This window comes from Paraburkholderia sp. BL23I1N1 (genome assembly GCF_003610295.1).
GTDB lineage: Bacteria > Pseudomonadota > Gammaproteobacteria > Burkholderiales > Burkholderiaceae > Paraburkholderia.
Window position 1 is genome coordinate 5,176,132 of sequence record NZ_RAPV01000001.1, and the last position, 16,661, is coordinate 5,192,792.

General features: G+C 60.9%; 15 protein-coding genes. 3 read left to right on the plus strand and 12 right to left on the minus strand.

What is annotated here, in order from left to right:
- The first annotated feature begins 139 nt into the window (after positions 1 to 139).
- Positions 140 to 1,318, plus strand: a complete 1,179-nt coding sequence (locus B0G76_RS24210; protein ID WP_120294777.1) for a porin — start codon at positions 140 to 142, stop codon at positions 1,316 to 1,318.
- Between the two features lie 139 nt (positions 1,319 to 1,457).
- The gene (locus tag B0G76_RS24215; protein WP_120294778.1) at positions 1,458 to 2,792 is read left to right on the plus strand and encodes an MFS transporter; all 1,335 of its coding nucleotides are present in this window, start codon (positions 1,458 to 1,460) and stop codon (positions 2,790 to 2,792) included.
- 424 nt (positions 2,793 to 3,216) lie between these two features.
- Here the strand turns inward: B0G76_RS24215 and B0G76_RS24220 are convergent.
- The 12 genes from B0G76_RS24220 to B0G76_RS24270 all read right to left on the minus strand — a co-directional run bounded on the left by B0G76_RS24220 (position 3,217) and on the right by B0G76_RS24270 (position 15,099).
- A protein-coding gene (locus B0G76_RS24220) for an IS5 family transposase (protein WP_120294731.1) occupies positions 3,217 to 3,983 on the minus strand; the annotation gives its coding sequence in 2 pieces (ribosomal slippage) (positions 3,217 to 3,653 and positions 3,653 to 3,983; 768 coding nt in all).
- A gap of 452 nt (positions 3,984 to 4,435) precedes the next feature.
- Positions 4,436 to 5,587 carry an IS91 family transposase gene (locus B0G76_RS24225; protein WP_120294779.1) on the minus strand — a complete coding sequence of 384 codons (1,152 nt, stop codon included), beginning with the start codon at positions 5,585 to 5,587 and terminating at the stop codon, positions 4,436 to 4,438.
- Positions 5,588 to 5,595: 8 nt separating this feature from the next.
- Positions 5,596 to 6,474 (minus strand): site-specific integrase, encoded by an 879-nt coding sequence (locus B0G76_RS24230; protein ID WP_120294780.1) that lies wholly within the window; start codon positions 6,472 to 6,474, stop codon positions 5,596 to 5,598.
- Between the two features lie 316 nt (positions 6,475 to 6,790).
- Complete coding sequence (gene nadC, locus B0G76_RS24235; protein WP_120296747.1) at positions 6,791 to 7,651, minus strand: carboxylating nicotinate-nucleotide diphosphorylase; 861 nt, start codon at positions 7,649 to 7,651, stop codon at positions 6,791 to 6,793.
- Between the two features lie 817 nt (positions 7,652 to 8,468).
- Positions 8,469 to 9,890, minus strand: coding sequence for an MFS transporter (locus tag B0G76_RS24245; protein WP_259460700.1), 1,422 nt, complete (start codon positions 9,888 to 9,890; stop codon positions 8,469 to 8,471).
- Positions 9,891 to 10,015: 125 nt separating this feature from the next.
- On the minus strand, positions 10,016 to 10,483 hold the full coding sequence (locus B0G76_RS44015; RefSeq protein ID WP_259460701.1) for a hypothetical protein: 468 nt from the start codon (positions 10,481 to 10,483) through the stop codon (positions 10,016 to 10,018).
- A 10-nt stretch (positions 10,484 to 10,493) separates the two neighbouring features.
- The gene (locus B0G76_RS44020; RefSeq protein WP_259460702.1) at positions 10,494 to 10,997 is read right to left on the minus strand and encodes a hypothetical protein; all 504 of its coding nucleotides are present in this window, start codon (positions 10,995 to 10,997) and stop codon (positions 10,494 to 10,496) included.
- 7 nt (positions 10,998 to 11,004) lie between these two features.
- Positions 11,005 to 11,220 carry a hypothetical protein gene (locus tag B0G76_RS44025; protein ID WP_259460703.1) on the minus strand — a complete coding sequence of 72 codons (216 nt, stop codon included), beginning with the start codon at positions 11,218 to 11,220 and terminating at the stop codon, positions 11,005 to 11,007.
- Entirely contained in the window at positions 11,217 to 11,552 is a 336-nt protein-coding gene (locus B0G76_RS44030; RefSeq protein WP_259460704.1) for a hypothetical protein, read from the minus strand. The genes B0G76_RS44025 and B0G76_RS44030 overlap by 4 nt, the downstream gene beginning before the upstream one ends.
- A 26-nt stretch (positions 11,553 to 11,578) precedes the next feature.
- Positions 11,579 to 13,057 carry an NAD-dependent succinate-semialdehyde dehydrogenase gene (locus tag B0G76_RS24260; protein WP_120294781.1) on the minus strand — a complete coding sequence of 493 codons (1,479 nt, stop codon included), beginning with the start codon at positions 13,055 to 13,057 and terminating at the stop codon, positions 11,579 to 11,581.
- Positions 13,058 to 13,075: 18 nt separating this feature from the next.
- Positions 13,076 to 13,969 carry a 4-hydroxy-tetrahydrodipicolinate synthase gene (gene dapA / locus B0G76_RS24265; RefSeq protein WP_120294782.1) on the minus strand — a complete coding sequence of 298 codons (894 nt, stop codon included), beginning with the start codon at positions 13,967 to 13,969 and terminating at the stop codon, positions 13,076 to 13,078.
- Positions 13,970 to 13,980: 11 nt separating this feature from the next.
- Positions 13,981 to 15,099, minus strand: a complete 1,119-nt coding sequence (locus B0G76_RS24270; protein WP_120294783.1) for a cupin domain-containing protein — start codon at positions 15,097 to 15,099, stop codon at positions 13,981 to 13,983.
- A gap of 217 nt (positions 15,100 to 15,316) precedes the next feature.
- Between B0G76_RS24270 and B0G76_RS24275 the strand changes: the two genes are divergently transcribed.
- The gene (locus B0G76_RS24275; RefSeq protein WP_183082131.1) at positions 15,317 to 16,570 is read left to right on the plus strand and encodes a citrate synthase; all 1,254 of its coding nucleotides are present in this window, start codon (positions 15,317 to 15,319) and stop codon (positions 16,568 to 16,570) included.
- The last annotated feature ends 91 nt before the right edge of the window (positions 16,571 to 16,661 follow it).

The window sequence follows — 16,661 nt, forward strand, 5'->3', positions numbered from 1 at the left end:
CTAGGGCGCGAACAGGAAAACGTATTCTCGAAACGTCGTCGCGCAGTCGAAGTGAGTTTGTTGGAGCGGTGAAATCATACGAGCCTGGCGACGATGCCGTAACTACGACGTCCGATGCCGGTGCGAAAAAGGAGCGGAGATGAAAGTCGGCGAAAGGTGGCTTATAGCGGTCTGCGTTGGAGGGTGCGTTGGCGTTGCGCACGCGCAGAGTTCGGTCACGCTGTACGGCGTATTTGACCAGGGTGTGCTGGCGGCGACGAATGTGCACGGCGCGCACGTTTATCAATCGTCGGGCGGCTGGCTGTCAGGCTCGCGATGGGGCTTGCGAGGTGCCGAAGATCTTGGCGGAGGGGCGCAGGCGATCTTCGTTCTTGAGAACGGCTTCGACGGGTCCACCGGAGCCGCGCTGCAAGGCGGTCGACAGTTTGGGCGTCAGGCCTACGTTGGACTTTCCAACTCGTACGGGAAACTGACGTTTGGCCGGCAATACGACATGGTCGTCGACCATCTTGCTGTTACTGGCATGACCGCGGAAATATGGGGTGGAGCATTTGCTTGTAGTCCGGGCGATGTTGACAATCTGTGCAACAGCCGGCGCATGGACAACTCCGTCAAGTATTCCAGCCCGTCGTTCGGCGGCCTTTCATTCGGCAGTGCCTATAGCTTTGGCGGAGTTCCGGGGGAACTCTCGCGGTCGAGCATCTGGACTGCAGGCGCGGATTACTCGAATGGTTCGTTAACTGCGGGCGTTGGCTATTTCAATGTGAATAGTCCGAACACAGCCTCCTATGGAGGTGCCGCAGTATCCGGTACCGCCAACACCTTTACGAATGGTATGAGTTCGTCGCCGGTCATTAGCGGCTTTGCGTCGGCGAATCGGCAGGAAACGTTAGCAGCTGGCGTGAACTATACGATCGGCTCCAGCACGTTCGGCGCGTCCTACACCTATACCCGTTTCGACGGGCTGGGGACATTTGCCGTGGCAGGCACACCAGCGCTCAACGGGACTGCGAAGGTACAGAATGCCGAAGCGCGATACTTTGTGTATGTCACCCCGTTCCTTGTGACAGGAATCGCCTTCCACTACACGGCGGTGGGCGCCGCGGGCAGCATTACTGGCGCGCGGTACCGGCAGCTGGATCTCGGCGTCAACTACTATCTGTCCAAACGCACGACGCTTTATGCAGTTTTGGCGATGCAGTCTGCAAACGGACAGGACTCGACTGGCAAACCGGCGGTCGCGGCACTGGCGTTCGTCTCACCGTCTTCGTCGAATCACCAGGCCGCTGCCCAGATCGGCATCCGCCATCGATTCTAGGACGACCGCGACCCGGGCAGGCACATGCGGAGAGAGGGGGTAATGGCCGCCTCTTCGTTGGTTCGACGATCTGGCGGCGGCAACGTGCCGCGTCATCGCGTCACGTTGCCGATTCAAATGATGAGGAATTGGAGGAGTGATGAATCAGGAACATATTGACGTCCGGGATTTCCTGGACGCGCAGAAAGGTTGCCGTCTGCAGTGGACGGTTGTGGCGCTGATTTTCGCGTTCTGTCTCGTCGATGGCTTCGACGCGACCGTGATTGGTTTTCTTGCCCCGGCTATCAAGGCGGAATGGGGATTGTCCCCCGCCGACCTTGCACCTATATTTGGTTTCGGGATGGCGGGCCTGCTGGTCGGTGGCTTGATCTGCGGTCCTCTGGCGGACCGCCGTGGTCGCAAGCCGGTAATTGTCGCCGCCGTCGCATTTTTTGGCCTTACGACGCTCGGCGCCGCGCTCGTCGATAGCGTCAGGGCGATGGTCGCACTTCGATTTCTGACGGGAATCGGGCTCGGTGGCGCAATGCCGATTGCGCTGACGCATCTGGCCGAGTTCGCGCCGACCAACATGCGTGCGCGAATGATGGCGTGGGCGGGCATCGGCTTCACTCTGGGCGGGGCTGCGTCAGGCCAGGTTGCCGCGCATCTTATTTCGCATCTGGGCTGGCGCGGTGTGATGATATTCGGTGCCGTGCTACCCCTGCTGCTGTGTGTATTGCTGATTGCGTTTCTTCCAGAGTCGTTGCGCTACCTCGTCGTTAGAGGCGCTGATGAGTCACGGATCCGCCGGGTCGTTGAGCGGATCGTGCCAGACTTCGCCGGCAAGCTGATTCACCGTGACGTCGAAGAATCAGGCGGTAATCGTGTGTCGGTTCTGGCGCTGTTCCGGCAGAACCTGTTTGCGACGACGGTGCTGATCTGGGCCACGTACTGTTGCAGTCTCTTCCTGTTTTACCTGATGAGCAGCTGGCTACCGCTTATCCTCAGCACGACAGGGATGACCACGCGACATGCAGCCACTGTCTCGTCGATCTTCCTACTTGCGGGCGCGGTTGGCATGCTGATACTCGGCTTTGCGATGGACAAGTTTCGGGGGGAAGTGGTGCTGGGCCTGGCCTACGCGGCCGGTGCAGTCTTCGTATGGCTGGTCGGGATGTCCGCGGACCCGACGACACTGACTGCGCTAATCGTCTGCTTCGGACTGTCAGTGGGCGGAGCGCAGAGCATCATTCCGTCTCTGGTCGCGTCGTGTTATCCAACGCCAACGAGAGCCACGGGAGTCAGTTGGGCGTCTGCGTTTGGCCGGGTGGGCGCATTCATCGGATCGATAGCGGGGGGCATTATGTTGACCTTGCATCTGCCCACCTCGACAATATTTTCACTGATGGCCGTGCCTGCGGTGATTGCGGCAGTTGCCTTGCTGGCATTAAACAGGGCACGGCATCCAGTGGCGACGCCCGTACTGGGCAAATGAGTCGAGTCCCGCGATGAACGCGGGCGATCGGCGGCGGGCGTCATTTGCCGCGGTGCTGGTCAGATGCTGCCATCCTCGAACCGGCTGGAGATTGCGTTAACCGCTCGAAACGGTCGTCGAAGAACGGGGCCGTAAGGAGATTGCTCGCGGGCGCACTGGCAGCGCGGGGCTCGATTCCGCACTGTAAGGACGAACAGATTTCGCGTTGCCGCTGAGGGGAACGGGACACCTGCGATCGCGTCCCGATCTATTGTCCGTCCAGTGCCCTTATCTCCCACGATGTATCGCGCCAGTGACCATGCTTCGTCGGAATCGGCGCGTTACCAGCACCGCTCGATCAGCGATCCAGGCATAGTCGGGAACATTGCGAAATCGTGGGGCAAGGGGAGTGACGCCAGGGAGGCCGACGCCCCATCCGGTTGTATTAGGCCGTGTTCACATTTACGAGTGGTCCAAACGAGCATGCAAGGGACGCGAACACGAGATAGCTGTCGGCGAGCTTGTCATACCGAGTGGAGACACGGCGAAAATGCTTGATACGGTTGAAGAAACGCTCGACGAGGTTGCGTGTGCGGTACAACGCTCGACTGTAGCGGCGCTTTGCCTTGCGATTCGAGCGCGGCGGGATGACGGCCTTCGCCCGCGCGGCTCGAATGTGATTCACGAAGGCATCCGAATCGTAGCCCTTGTCTGCGACGACTGCCCCGGTGCGCAGATGCTCCACCAGTTCTGTGGCACAGGAGATATCGGCAACCTGTCCTTCAGTGATGATCAGTCGCAACGCACGACCTGTCGAGTCCACGGCCAGATGCAGCTTGGTACTCAATCCGCCACGGGAACGCCCCAGCGCTTGTGGCCCACTTTTTTTAAGGCCCCGGCCGAATGCTGGTGCGCGCGCACGATCGTTGAATCGATCAGGACGTGCTCGATTTCCGGCTGGTCTGCCAGTGCATTCACAACCCGCTGCCATACGCCCTTGCTTCGCCAGCGCGAGAAACGGATATATACCGTATGCCATCGGCCGAACTCCGCGGGAAGATCGCGCCATGGACTGCCGGTGCGGGCAATCCACAGCACCGCTTCGAGAAACCAGCGATTGTTCGATGCCGTCCGACCCCGGTCGCTTTCCTTGCCCGGCAAGATGTCTCGGACCTTGTTCCATACTTCATCGCTCAGTAACGTTCGTGCCATCCCGCCTCGTCGTGCAAAAGACAAGATGTAAACACAAGGCAGAGGGTTTTTTGGTTGGCGATCGCGGCTACGTACCTGTGAGCAAGATCCGATGAAGTCAGGCCGCGATCGGTAACTAAAAAACCGTTTGTGCTGAACCGCTCCGCAGGCGGTCGCCGCTATGGGCATTGAATGGCCACCGGGGTCATTCAATGCGTGCCACCCGCGTTGACCGGGCGCCGGGCAAGGATGAAGTGGAGTGGATGAGGGCGTGAGGGTGGTGCCAGCGTTGAGTTGGCGAGGTCAGGGATGCAGATGACGGGCGTTCCCCTACGGCAAAGAGTCGATGACGCAAGGCCGGGCGCGTTGCCATCAGGAATGCATGGAAACGTGATTGGTTGTGGTGCGAACGCAGATCAGTGAACATGGTGAGCGGTTGGCGGCGCACGGGGCAGTGCACCGGGCAGGAAGGTTTAGATGCACACCATGTGGCCCCTGCCGCAGACGGGGCAATCGCGCAGGGACTTGCCGGTGAGTCCCTGGTAGCGGTCGCGGTAGTCTTCCATCGGGTCGGGTATTTCGTGCGCGGGCGCCTCGACGCCGAGCAGCCGGCGGCAGGTGGCCAGGCGCGCCGCCCGGTGGCGATTGGCCAGCAGGCCGTAGCTGCGGATGTGCTGAAAGCCGCTCGGCAGCACATGCAGCAGGAAGCGGCGGATGAATTCGTCGGCCTCGAGGGTCATGGTCTTCGTTGCAGCGGGGTGTTTATAGTCTTTCCACCGGAAGGTGACCTGGTCATCGTCGAAGCTGACCAGCCGGTGGTTCGAGATGGCCACGCGATGGGTATAGCGCCCCAGGTAGTCGAGCACGTGCCGGGCGTCGCCGAACGGAGGCTTCGCATAGACGACCCACTCGGCCTGTGCGGCCGGCGCGAGAAAGGCGCAGAACGCCTGGGGGTTGGCAAGCGCTTCGAGCTTGCCGTAGAAATGCAGTGCGCCGGTGTCGAAGGCATGGCGCAGCTGTTCGAGAAACAGACGCCGGAACAGCCGTGAGAGCACCCGCACGGGCAGGAAGAAACCGGGGCGACAGGCGATCCAGTGTTCGCCGTCCGGCGCGATGCCGCCGCCCGGTACCACGCAGTGCACGTGGGGATGGTGCTGGAGGTTCTGCCCCCAGGTATGCAGGACCGTGATGAAGCCGATCTCGGCGCCCAGGTGTGTGGGGTCGGCGGCGATGGTGCGCAGGGTTTCGGCGCTGGTGCGGAACAGGATGTCGTAGACCACCCGCCTGTTCTGGAAGGCGAGCGCCGCGATGGGCTCGGGCAACGTGAAGACCACATGGAAGTACTCGACCTCAGGCAGCAGTTCAGCCTGCCGGTGTTCGAGCCATTGCGCGCGGGCGAGCGACTGGCACTTCGGGCAGGCGCGATGCCGGCACGAGTTGTAGGTGATGCGCTGGTGACCGCAGGCGTCGCACTGTTCGACATGGCCGCCAAGCGCCGCAGTGCGGCACAGCTCGATCGCGCTCATCGCCCGGCGCTGGGCACGACTGAGCCCGTCGGCGTGGCTCTGCCGGTACTTCGGGCCGCAGCGGCGGAAGATGTCCGCCACCTCGAGTGGCGCACGCATGACGGTGTTCAGAAATAGTCGGGCGGACTCGGCGGAGGCGCCACGGGCTCAACGTGCGGCAGCAGATCAAAGGGGCTGGAGGTTTCACAGATGGTGCTGGTTGCCACTTTCAAGTACCTGGCCGTAGTAGAAAGGCTGCGATGGCCCATCAGCAGCTGGATCCTGCGCACATCAGTACCGGTTTCCAGCAGATGCGTGGCGAACGCGTGCCTCAGCGAATGCGGGGTGATGGGTTTCTGGATGCCGCTGCGCTGCCGTGCGAGGTTGCACGCCCGTGCTACGGCAAACCGGGTGATGGGCAGGCCCGGGATGTCGCCCGGAAAGAGCCACTCCCGGGGGTGAGCGTCTTGCCAGTACAATCGGAGGATCGCGAGCAGTCGTGGCGAGAGCATTACATAGCGATCCTTACGATTCTTGCCCTGGTTCACGCGGATGACCATGCGCTGGCTGTCGATGTCGGTGACCTTCAGATGCACGACTTCCGACACCCGCAGCCCGGCGGCGTACGCGGTCATCAGGATGGTGCGCTGCTTGAAACTGGCGACCGACTCGAAGAAGGCGGTGATCTCCTCCAGGCTCAGGACGACTGGCAGTCTGAACGGCTTCTTGGGCAACGGAAAGTCCTCGTCGCTCCAGGGTCGCCTGAGCGTCACGCGGTAGAGGAAGCGCAGTGCGCCGATCGTTGGACCGAGGCTGCCGGGGGCCAGCTTGCGCTCCTCGCGAAGATGGATGAGCCACGCCCGGATCTCTTCGGGGCCGAGCAATTCTGGCGAGCGCTGGAAATGCCGGGCGAAACTGGAAACCTGCAGCAGATAGGACCTCTGGGTGTTGTCGGCGAGGTTGCGGATCTGCATGTCGTGCAGCATGCGTTGGCGGAGCAGTGTCATGGCGGACCTCCGGGAAACAGTGGATGGCATGCCCGGTCGGGCACCTCCATGCTGCTCCTGGCCGCCTGCTCGTCCCTTCCCCGTGGTTCGGCATCTGACCACCGTCCTGACCGAACGGCAGGCACTGACCTTCGCTTCCCTCCCACTACCGCGTCAGCGGTTTAGTACATATCTTTAAATGTAAACAGCCCCATTAATCCGAAGCTACGGATGAAGTAAGCGCGGCCGTGAGGATGCGGTCGTTGCTCAATCGCATTCGCTTTTCAGCTCCGGCTGAAAACCTGTGCTGTCTCAGATCGATGATGTTCATTCGGCATCAGGCGTGAATCCGCATCGACAAGTCGATAGCGCGAACATGCTTGGTAAGCGCACCACTCGAAATACGATCCACGCCTGTAGCGGCGATTGCGCGCAGGGAATCCAGGTCAACGCCGCCGGACACCTCCAGAACCGCGCGACCGCCGTTCACGATGAAGGCGTGTGACATGTCGTCGAGGCTGAAGTCATCCAGGAGGATGCATTCTGCCCCTGCGTCCAGCGCCTCCTGGAGCTCGACGAGGTTTTCCACTTCGATCTCGATGCTGATGTTCCCTCCCAGACTCTTTGCTTGCTCGAGCGCCCGGCGCACCCCGCCTGCAGCAGCGATGTGATTCTCTTTGATCAAGATGCCGTCCCACAGCGCCATGCGATGGTTTAATCCGCCTCCGACGCGCACGGCATACTTCTGCGCTTGTCGAAGTCCTGGCAGCGTCTTCCTTGTATCGAGAATCGCACATCCTTTGGAATTGGGCGAAACACCCGAAATTTCGTCGACGTAGCGACGTGTCACGGTGGCTACGCCGGATAGCATTTGCAGGAAGTTCAGTGCTGATCGCTCTGCAGACAATAGGGCTCTTGCGTCGCCGCTGATGCGACACACGACCGAGTTAGCTTTAACTGGTACGCCTTCGTGAACAAGCCATTGAATTTGCGCGTCGGTGTCCAGCCTTGCCACACAAGCTGCGAACCAGGACTGGCCGGCAACCACTGCGTCTTCTTTGGCCGTGACAAAGGCTTGTACGCGTTTCTTGGGCGGCACGAGTCGCGCGGTCCAGTCCCCACGTCCGATATCCTCGCGCAGCGCATCTTCGACGTTGCGCTCTAGCGCCTGCTGCAGAGTCTCGTTGCACTCGAGCATCTTTTCTCCAAACGGTGCGCCGTCGGTGCCCGGCACGCACGCTATTTTTAAATGTTGTAGGACACGTAGGTCGACAGGCGAGGAATCTCGTGCAACGGCACCATACCGCCAGACAGGCCCTGACTGTCGTGCTGGCATTCAGATGTTTTCACCGTGCGGCGACGGTAGGGATCCCGTACAGCCAATAGCTGTCACCAGGCGAGTCGGGGAGTACCTGGGGCATTTCCTCCACGAAAGGCCCGGTTACCGTGGTCGCAGGCGTAATGGAAATTTGCTCGAACGCAGACGCCTTTGAAATTTCCCTGGTCAGACATTGCCAGCGGGCAGCCAAGATCCAACATCCCCGTGCACGGACGCTGCAATCACGCCGCAGCACACCACGAAGCGTTCATCGCCGGACGTTCGATATCGGGCGGGAACACACGCCACGTACCGTCATCGTGGAGGAAGAAGTAGATTGTCAAAGCGCCTGATGGTCGCAATGCTTCCACGCAGATATAGCGTCCCCGATTGGAAGGCATTCGACCAAACTGGGTGACTCGGGCCGGCATCGCCGGAGTCGGCCCAAGCCACTTTTTGACCAGTGAGCGCAAAGGTCTGTCTATCGTACCCATCGACTTCTCCTTCAACTTTCCAGCACTGATGCAGCCAGCGACATCAACGTTCGAATAACGAGTCTGATGTCAGAGGTGACTCAATTTCATTCCGAGCCCCTGAAAACACGAGGCCGCCATTGGAGGGAGAACAGAGCGGTGCTCCATTGCGCTTAGCGCCTTCCGAAATAGGCGGTGATTCAATTCTGCCGTTGGAACGACTGTCAGGTATCCAGCGCAGGTGTCACACTTTCGCTGGAAGGCATTGCACCGTATACGAGCGCAGCAGTAAGCAACAAGGCGGCCCCGATGGCGATGAACATGGCATCGTATGTGCCTGACCATTGCTGGATAAGGCCCGCAAGTAAAGGTCCTAACATCGCCCCCACCCGCGACAATCCGAGAAAAATACCGACACCTGTCCCCCGGATTTCCGTGGGATACATTGCTGCAACCAGATTGTTGAGAACTATCTGGGATCCAACTACGAACGCCCCCGCCGCGGCGACCGCAATGATGGTCGTGTTGTGATTATGAGATCGCGCTAACACCCATATGGCTGCGGCGCCAAGTACGAAGCTTATGGCGACGACGCGTCGGCGATCGCCTGACCGGTCTGCCGCGAAGCCCGCCAGGAGGCCGCCGAAAACAGCCATTGCGGCGAGCAGGGAGCCGTAAGCAAAGCTTGCCGACAGGTTTTCGCCACGCTTGAGCATGATGGTCGGGAGCCAGCCGGAGAGGCCGTATGCCGAAAACAGGCTGAGTGCGCCCGCGCAACAGCAACTGACAGTCCGGACCCAGTAATCGCTTGAGAAAAGCACGCGCGCGGAACCGCGGTGCTCGATCCTGGGCGGCACGTACAGCTGTGCCGACTCGTAGCGCTGCGCACGATCAGGACGGATCTTTCCGAGCAACACTCTCAGTTCCGACCAGCGGGCGCGGCTCGCGAGGTAGTGGGGCGACTCTGGAAGCCAATGGACGAGCACCGTAAGCGAGAGCAGCGCTGCGCCAGCGTAGTACAAGCTCTGCCAGCCGAAATGGGGTGTGAGCCATGCCGCGACAATGCCGGCCGATGACGCGCCTGCGAGCCAGCCAAGCGAAAAGAACCACGCAGTGAAAACGTTCGACACACGCGCCGGCGCAATTTCATTGATATAGGTGACGGCGATCGGCATGAGCAGGCCGAGTGCAAGGCCCATGACCACACGCAGCGCGACATATGAGAAGAAGTCATGCGCTGCGACGGCGATCGTGAGGCTCATGATGCCGGATGCCCAGCATCCGAGAAGAAGCACCTTCCTGCGGCCAAGGCGATCGCCTAACAGTCCGGAAACGGTCGATCCTGCTGCGAAGCCTGCCAGGCCGCTGGAGAGAAGTACACCGATTTCACCCGGTGAAAGGCGCCATAGCCCGGCGACCGAATGGACGATGTAGGCTGCGTTGTACAGGTCGTAGCCATCAGCCAGAAGTATCAGCGATATCAACAGGCCCAACCGGATGTGGAAGGGCCGGAGGGGGGCGTTGTCGATCTCCTGCCTTACGTCAAGGCGTCCCGACGAGTTCCATCCCGCGCTTGCACGGGGCGGCTCAAGGTCCACGTCGGGTAATGACGCGAGAACCATTGTGTCATTCAGCCTGGCCTTCATTCTTTGTCTCCCACGTATTATGGACAGCAGCGGTAGTTTTATGAGCGCCCAGCGCGGTGGATGCGCCGCGCGGTCCGAGGCGCCGTCATGCCAGACGAACCCGGAATGGCGACGCCGAACGCAAATTACGCGAGCCGCGGCGCTTCGCGCGTTGGAAGGGGAAGCGGGGCGCCGAGTCCGGCACGCGTTGCACGCTCCAGAATTTCGACGCCAAGCGCCAGGTCCGACACCCCCATCCCCATTGCCTTGAAGATAGTGATGTCGTCGTCAGCGGTGCGGCCGCTCTTTCCGGCGATGACATCACACAGCGAGTTGACGTCGGCCCAGCGACGGGATTCGCCATAGGCCCGAATGAGCTCGGTCGAAAGGCGTTGCGCCGCGGGCAGGTCGTCAACGACGGCGCGCGTGCAGCGGGCGAACACATTCATTTCGAGTTCGACACGCTCCTCGGTAATCGCCCCTACCGCGTTGATGTGGGCGCCCCGGGCTATGCTCGACGCAGACAGGAATGGCTGTTTCGCGCGCGTCACCGTGGTGATGATGGGCGCGTCGGAAACAGCCTCTTCCACGGAGCTGGCTTCGACGATTTCCATTTGAAACGTCTCACGCGCTCGGGCGATAAAACGCCTGCCGCTTCTCGGGCGTTGGGCTGAAAACCCGCACGAGGCGCAGCGGTCGTACAGCGGCCACTGCGGCGAGTTGCGACAGGGCCTGCTTGCCCGTACCAATCAGCGCCATCACGTCGGCATCCGGCTGTGCAAGCCACCGCGACGCGACGCCGGATATCCCGCCGGTGCGCATCTGCCCGAGCGCGAACGCCTCGATGATCGCTTTCAACTGTCCCGTCGCAGCATCGAACAGAATCAGCAAGGGGCATGTTCCGCCGGTAGTGTGCGCCCATGTCTTGGTTCCGACGATGCCGGTCTTCGGATACGTGGCGCCAATGGCGTGCAGGTTATTCTCGCCCCAGGCTACATGCGTTTTCACCATGTTGCGCGCATCGCCCGCCGCCTGCTGAGCCAGGCCTCGCTCGAGCGCGCCGATTGCGTCAGAAAGGCTCATCAATGCGACGACATTCTGTTCGGAGATCCAGATCGGTGAAGTCATCTCGCTGTTACTCCTCGAAGATTGACGGGACCGGCGGCGCCAGTCGGAGACTGTTGACCACGATCGCGTGAGTGACGTAACGCCCAATCAACATTGCGAAGGCCATTGCTTCGGATGGCGGAACGAGACTGGCGAATGCCTCAAACTCGTCCTCAACGCCGATTCCACGCTTCTGGAGCGCCGCAAGCGCGTAGACCTGCGCCGCCTTTTCGACATCCGTCAACGCTTCGGCCGACGCCGGATCGAGCCTGTTGACTTCCGCGATCCATTCGCGGGAAAGCCCAGCTTCACACTCAGACGTTCGTGCTGATGGCGTTCATAGCGGTTCTCCATGTAGCTCGCCACTGTCAGTGCACCGAGTTCGGTCAGCCGGTCCGGGAGCGCCTTCTTCAATGCGTCGGTGAAATGCATGAATTGCAGGATCACGTCGGGCGCATTACCTGCGCACTTGAAGAGTTCGCCCAGATACCCGAGCCGTTTCACGCGCGGCCCAAGATAGGCTGCGAGGTCGGGGGGCAGCGACTCCATCTCGAGCCGGGGGATACGGTTACTCATCGTTGTCTCCTTTTGACGGGCGCGCGTCAGAACGCACCGGCGAGCACGCCGGCCTTGATTTCGAGGTAGTCGTCGACTCCGTACACAGAGCCTTCGCGTCCGACGCCGGACGCCTTGACTCCGCCGAACGGAACGACTTCCGATGAGATCGCGCCGGTGTTGATGCCGACCATGCCGGCTTCGAGCGCCTCGAACACGCGAACAATCCTGTCCATGCGGGACGCGAAGAAGTAAGCCGCGAGGCCGTATTCCGTATCGTTGGCAAGCGCAATGCCTTCTTCTTCCGTGACGAATCGCACGATCGGCGCCACGGGACCAAACGCTTCCTCGCGAAAGAGCCGCATATCGGGAGTCACGTCGCGCACAACCGTCGGTTCGAAGAAATTACCTCCGAGCGGATGCGGGTTGCCGCCGACCGTCACTGTCGCATCCCGCGCAATAGCGTCTTCGAGCAAGGCGCGGAGATGGGCAATAGCATCGCTATTGATGAGCGGGCCTTGATCGACGCCTTCTGCCGTTCCCGGGCCTACACGTAGCCGCGCCACTGCACGCTCGAATTCCGTGCAGAACGTGTCGTACACGCCCTCCTGAACCAGAATCCGGTTGGTACAGACGCAGGTCTGTCCGGCATTGCGGAATTTCGAGAAGATCGCGCCCGCGACAGCCTTCGGGATGTCAGCGTCGTCGAATACGATGAACGGTGCGTTGCCGCCCAGTTCCATTGAAACCTTCTTGACCGTTTCCGACGATTTCGCCATCAGTTCACGACCGACTTCTGTCGAGCCGGTGAACGTGAGCTTGCGCACGATCGGGTTACGACAAAGTTCATCGCCGATGGGGCGGGCGCTGCCCGTGACAACGTTGATGACGCCTGCGGGAATGCCGGCTTCCTCGGCGAGCACGGCGAGCGCCAGCGCGGTGAACGGGGTGGCGCTCGCTGGCTTCAGAACCACCGTGCAGCCCGCCGCAAGCGCCGGTCCGATCTTGCGGGTAATCATCGCCGCCGGAAAATTCCATGGCGTGATGGCCGCACAGACGCCAACGGGCTGCTTGACGACGATAATGCGATGGCCGTCGGCAGGGGCGGGGATCACATCGCCGTTGATCCGTTTCGCCTCCTCAGCGAACCATTCGATGAAGGATGCGGCGTAGCGAATCTCTCCGCGCGCCTCAGCGAGCGTCTTGCCCTGTTCGGACGTCAGAATCAGTGCAATGTCCTCGATATGCGCAACCACCCTGTCGTGCCACGTACGCAGCAATTGCGATCGATGCTTCGCAGTGGTCCGCTTCCAGGATTTCAGCGCTGTCGCTGCCTGCTCAATCGCGCTGCGCACCACTTCGACCTTAAGGTCAGGGACGCGTCCGACGATTGCTCCCGAAGCCGGATTGCGCACGTCAAGCGCTGCCCCGTCGCCGGCCTCGATCCACGTGCCGCCCACGTATGCAGCCTGACGCAGCAGATCGGGACGAGCGAGGACGGGCGTCGCCAGCTTATGTGTTGGCATGTTTATGGCTCCTCGTCCTCAGATGAGACCTGCGCGTTCGAGCACGTGGTCGAGGCGTTTTTCGAGTTCGGGAGTCGCAGGGACCATGGGCAGCCGATGCTCGTTGACCGGCAGCAGGCCCAGCCGCTTCATCATGTACTTGATCGGAATCGGATTGGTGTCGAAGAACACTGACAGATTCAGTTCAAACAGATCGAAGTGCAGCTTTCGCCCTGCCGCAAGATCGCCCTGGTCGACGGCCTCGAAGAGGTCGGCGACCTTGCGGGGTGCGAGATTGCCGACCGCATTCATCAATCCGCATGCACCGACCGCGAGCATCGGGAAGCTCAGTTCCTCGAGGCCTACAAACACACGCCAGTCGGGCCCGAACGTGTCAAGCATGTGCGTGACGAAACCCATATCGTTGACGGCGTGTTTCATGCCGATGAGGTTCGGCACGCGCTCCCGGATTGCCTTGACGGTCGCGAGATCCACGTTCACGGCCGCGCGCCCCGGGATGTGATAGATCATTAGCGGCCGTTCTGTGCGTTGGCCAACTTCTGCGTAATACTCGACGAGGCCGCGTTGTGGCGGCTTGATGTAGTACGGCGTGACAACCAGCAGCCCGTCGACGCCTGCTTTGTCCGCATGGGAAGTCAGCTCAAGCGTTTCCGCTAGCGATTGGGAACCGGTCGCCGCGATCACCGGCACGCGACCGGCCGCAGCCTCGATCGCCACGTCGACAAGGCGATTGCGTTCAGCAGTCGTCAGCGTGCTGGGTTCTGCAGTAGTGCCGTTGACGAGCACGCCGTGACCGCCGTTGGCGATCTGCCAGTCCACGAGCCGCGCGTAGGTGTCGTAGTCGACCTCGCCGTTCCGGAACGGCGTGACGATCGGGGTCATTGAACCCCGCAATGAAGAAAGTTTGGTCATCGATCGAGTCCTCAGGTTGCGCTCTTGCGATTGGTCTGGAAGCCCGTCTGGGTGCCCAGCAGCGCCGGCGCTTCCTTCAAGCTCTCCTGCCAGAGGAGCGATTCCATGTAGATGTTCAGTGGCTGATCCTGAATCGTCAGTTCATACACGGGCTCGTCGTGCGATGCATGGTTGTGCACAGCCCAGCCGGGTGCCGACAACATCAGGTCGCCCGCTTTCCAGTCGTAACGGTTGCCAGCGACCATGCTGTGGCCCGAGCCGGAAAAGTAGTAGTTGATTGCGGCCGATACGTGGCGGTGCGGACGATCGACGATCTTTGGCGGACGGATTGTCATGGTTGCAAAGAAGTTCGGCGTGATGCCGTTCGTGCGCCCCGTCGTCGGGTTGTACATCATGTAGAGACGTCGGCCCACGTACTCGCTGCCAAGTGCGGCGAGTTTGTCGAGTTCTGCCTTTACGTTTTCCCACGGGAAATGGAGCGGCTTCGACTCGACAACGGTCGGGTTGATCAACGTCTCATACGGCATGAGCAGGCCGCCCTCGGTGCCGATCGGGAACGTGCCATAGGGATTCTTGCGCCGAGGATCGTCATCAGAGTGGGTAATCGCAGGACCGCTCTCGACGTCAAGCGCAACATCGAAATCCGGCACATAGATTTCCATGTGCTGAAGCAGCGGGATGTTCGAGTACACCAGCCGGACCTGGATGTCGTCCGAGTCATTGATGTGCTGATAGGCGACGAATGACGGATGGTTCCATACGTCGTATTGACGGAATGCAATAGAGCGACCGGCAACGATCGTGCGACCCGCACCGCGAATGCAGAAGTTGACCTCAGTCGCGTTATGGCGCATGGGTTGCGTGGCTTCGCCCGGCAACAGCACCTGCAGCATGACCTGGATGCCGGGCGCGAGCCCCGGTGCGTCCTTACGCGCTGAGGGATGCACGATCAGCGATTGCCGGCGTCCGTCGGCCGGGGCCGGCAGGCCCGCGAGGCGAGCCACTTCGCCGTCGATTTCCTCGCGCGTGATGACCACAGGATCCCAGTAGTGATTGTCCCGCGGACGTGTTGTTGTCTGATCGACAAACGACGCCTCGCGCCGTTCGAACGCGTGCTTCAGCTCATGCATGACTGCCTCCGTTTTCGGTAATGGATTTGTGCTTCGGTCACGTCGCTGCGCAACCGTTGCCATCCGAAAACAATAGACTTCATTAAGAATTCGATCAAGATTGATAATTCAAATCAATATAAAGGCGTTAGCTTGCCGCTGGGCCTTGTCTAATGGGTGTTCCGGCGCTCGATGTACAATTGATTAAATCTACTTTGTCAAAGGAATGCGTCGTCCCATGGCCAAGGATTTATTGACTCGAAGCGAAGTGCTCGAATTGCTCAACATCAAGGCGGGCACGCTCTACGCGTACGTGAGCCGGGGCTTGATCAAGACGGCTCCGCACCCGGACGGTCGCAAGAGCCTGTATTTCCGGACCGACGTAGATCGTGTTCGCAGCCGCAAACGTGGGCGACCGCCGCAGATCGCCGCGGCGGAATCCACGATGCACTGGGGTGCGCCGGTAGTGGCCTCTGCAATCACACAGATTGCCGAGGCGGGCCCGTCCTACCGGACCCGCCCGGCCGTCGAAATGGCACGCGCGGGAGTGTCGTTCGAATCGGTCGCGCAATTGCTGATGACAGGAATGTGGCAAGACAATTTCGCGGCCTGGCCGGCCATCGACACGCCGGAAGATGTGAAGCAGCTGATTGATCATTACCAGGCGTCGCAAGTGGCCACCGATATTGGCAATCTGCTCGGCATGGTGACATTCGCGTTGGGTATGCGCGGCAGGGGACCGGCGGAAATCGCGGACGGCGCATCCGTGCCGGCCGCAAGGCTCCTGATGCAAACGATGGCTGGCTGCCTGGGTTTCCTGCAGACGTCGCGCCGCTTCGCAGCGCGCCAGGCATTCGAGTCGCTTCCGGCGTTTATTCTGCGCGTCAGCGGCGTTGATGTCTCGCCGGAGGCTCTGCGCGCATTAAATGGAGCGATGGTCGTACTCGCCGATAACGAACTGGCGCCGGCGACATTCGCCGCGCGCATTGCTGCATCGACCAACGCTGACCTCTTCAACTGCGTTGCAGCAGCAATAGGCTCGCATCTCGGATTCTCAACAGGCACGGCCACCCACAAGGTGGAGTCCGCATTGCTTCAGACGACGTCGGCCAAGGACCTGGCACAGCGCAAGAGCCTCGTCAAGGAGTACGGCGCAAGCCTGTTCGGTTTCAATCATCCAATGTATCCCGGAGGTGACCCCCGGGCGGACGTCATACTGGACCTGGTCCAGGCACTCCCGAGACTGGAAAGCGGCACCCGTAATACTCTCGCGTTTCTCGCCGAACTTCGCGCACAGCAGCAGGCGCATCCGGGCGTCGCAATAGCGCTGGTCACGCTTGCCCGGGCGTTGGGGATGCCCGACGGGTCTGCAACGGCGATCTGGGTACTAAGCCGCACGAGCGGCTGGGTGGCGCACGTGTTGGAGCAGCGCACGATGGGCTTCTTGCTCAGGCCGCGCGCGAAATACATAGGTAGCGCTGCCTTGCGCTGAACTTATCGGTTGCCCCGGTGACACGCACTGTTGCAAAAACTATTGTGGACCGAGAGGTCCGAAACGGCTGCCACATCGAACAAATTACGAG

Excerpts from the sequence above, each read along its gene's own strand:
- B0G76_RS24210 (WP_120294777.1), top strand. The coding sequence starts at position 140 with ATGAAAGTCGGCGAAAGGTGGCTTATAGCGGTCTGCGTTGGAGGGTGC.
- B0G76_RS24215 (WP_120294778.1), top strand. The coding sequence starts at position 1,458 with ATGAATCAGGAACATATTGACGTCCGGGATTTCCTGGACGCGCAGAAA.
- B0G76_RS24225 (WP_120294779.1), bottom strand. The coding sequence starts at position 5,587 with ATGCGTGCGCCACTCGAGGTGGCGGACATCTTCCGCCGCTGCGGCCCG.
- B0G76_RS24230 (WP_120294780.1), bottom strand. The coding sequence starts at position 6,474 with ATGACACTGCTCCGCCAACGCATGCTGCACGACATGCAGATCCGCAAC.
- nadC (WP_120296747.1), bottom strand. The coding sequence starts at position 7,651 with ATGCTCGAGTGCAACGAGACTCTGCAGCAGGCGCTAGAGCGCAACGTC.
- B0G76_RS24245 (WP_259460700.1), bottom strand. The coding sequence starts at position 9,890 with ATGAAGGCCAGGCTGAATGACACAATGGTTCTCGCGTCATTACCCGAC.
- B0G76_RS44015 (WP_259460701.1), bottom strand. The coding sequence starts at position 10,483 with ATGGAAATCGTCGAAGCCAGCTCCGTGGAAGAGGCTGTTTCCGACGCG.
- B0G76_RS44020 (WP_259460702.1), bottom strand. The coding sequence starts at position 10,997 with ATGACTTCACCGATCTGGATCTCCGAACAGAATGTCGTCGCATTGATG.
- B0G76_RS44030 (WP_259460704.1), bottom strand. The coding sequence starts at position 11,552 with ATGAGTAACCGTATCCCCCGGCTCGAGATGGAGTCGCTGCCCCCCGAC.
- B0G76_RS24260 (WP_120294781.1), bottom strand. The coding sequence starts at position 13,057 with ATGCCAACACATAAGCTGGCGACGCCCGTCCTCGCTCGTCCCGATCTG.
- dapA (WP_120294782.1), bottom strand. The coding sequence starts at position 13,969 with ATGACCAAACTTTCTTCATTGCGGGGTTCAATGACCCCGATCGTCACG.
- B0G76_RS24270 (WP_120294783.1), bottom strand. The coding sequence starts at position 15,099 with ATGCATGAGCTGAAGCACGCGTTCGAACGGCGCGAGGCGTCGTTTGTC.
- B0G76_RS24275 (WP_183082131.1), top strand. The coding sequence starts at position 15,317 with ATGGCCAAGGATTTATTGACTCGAAGCGAAGTGCTCGAATTGCTCAAC.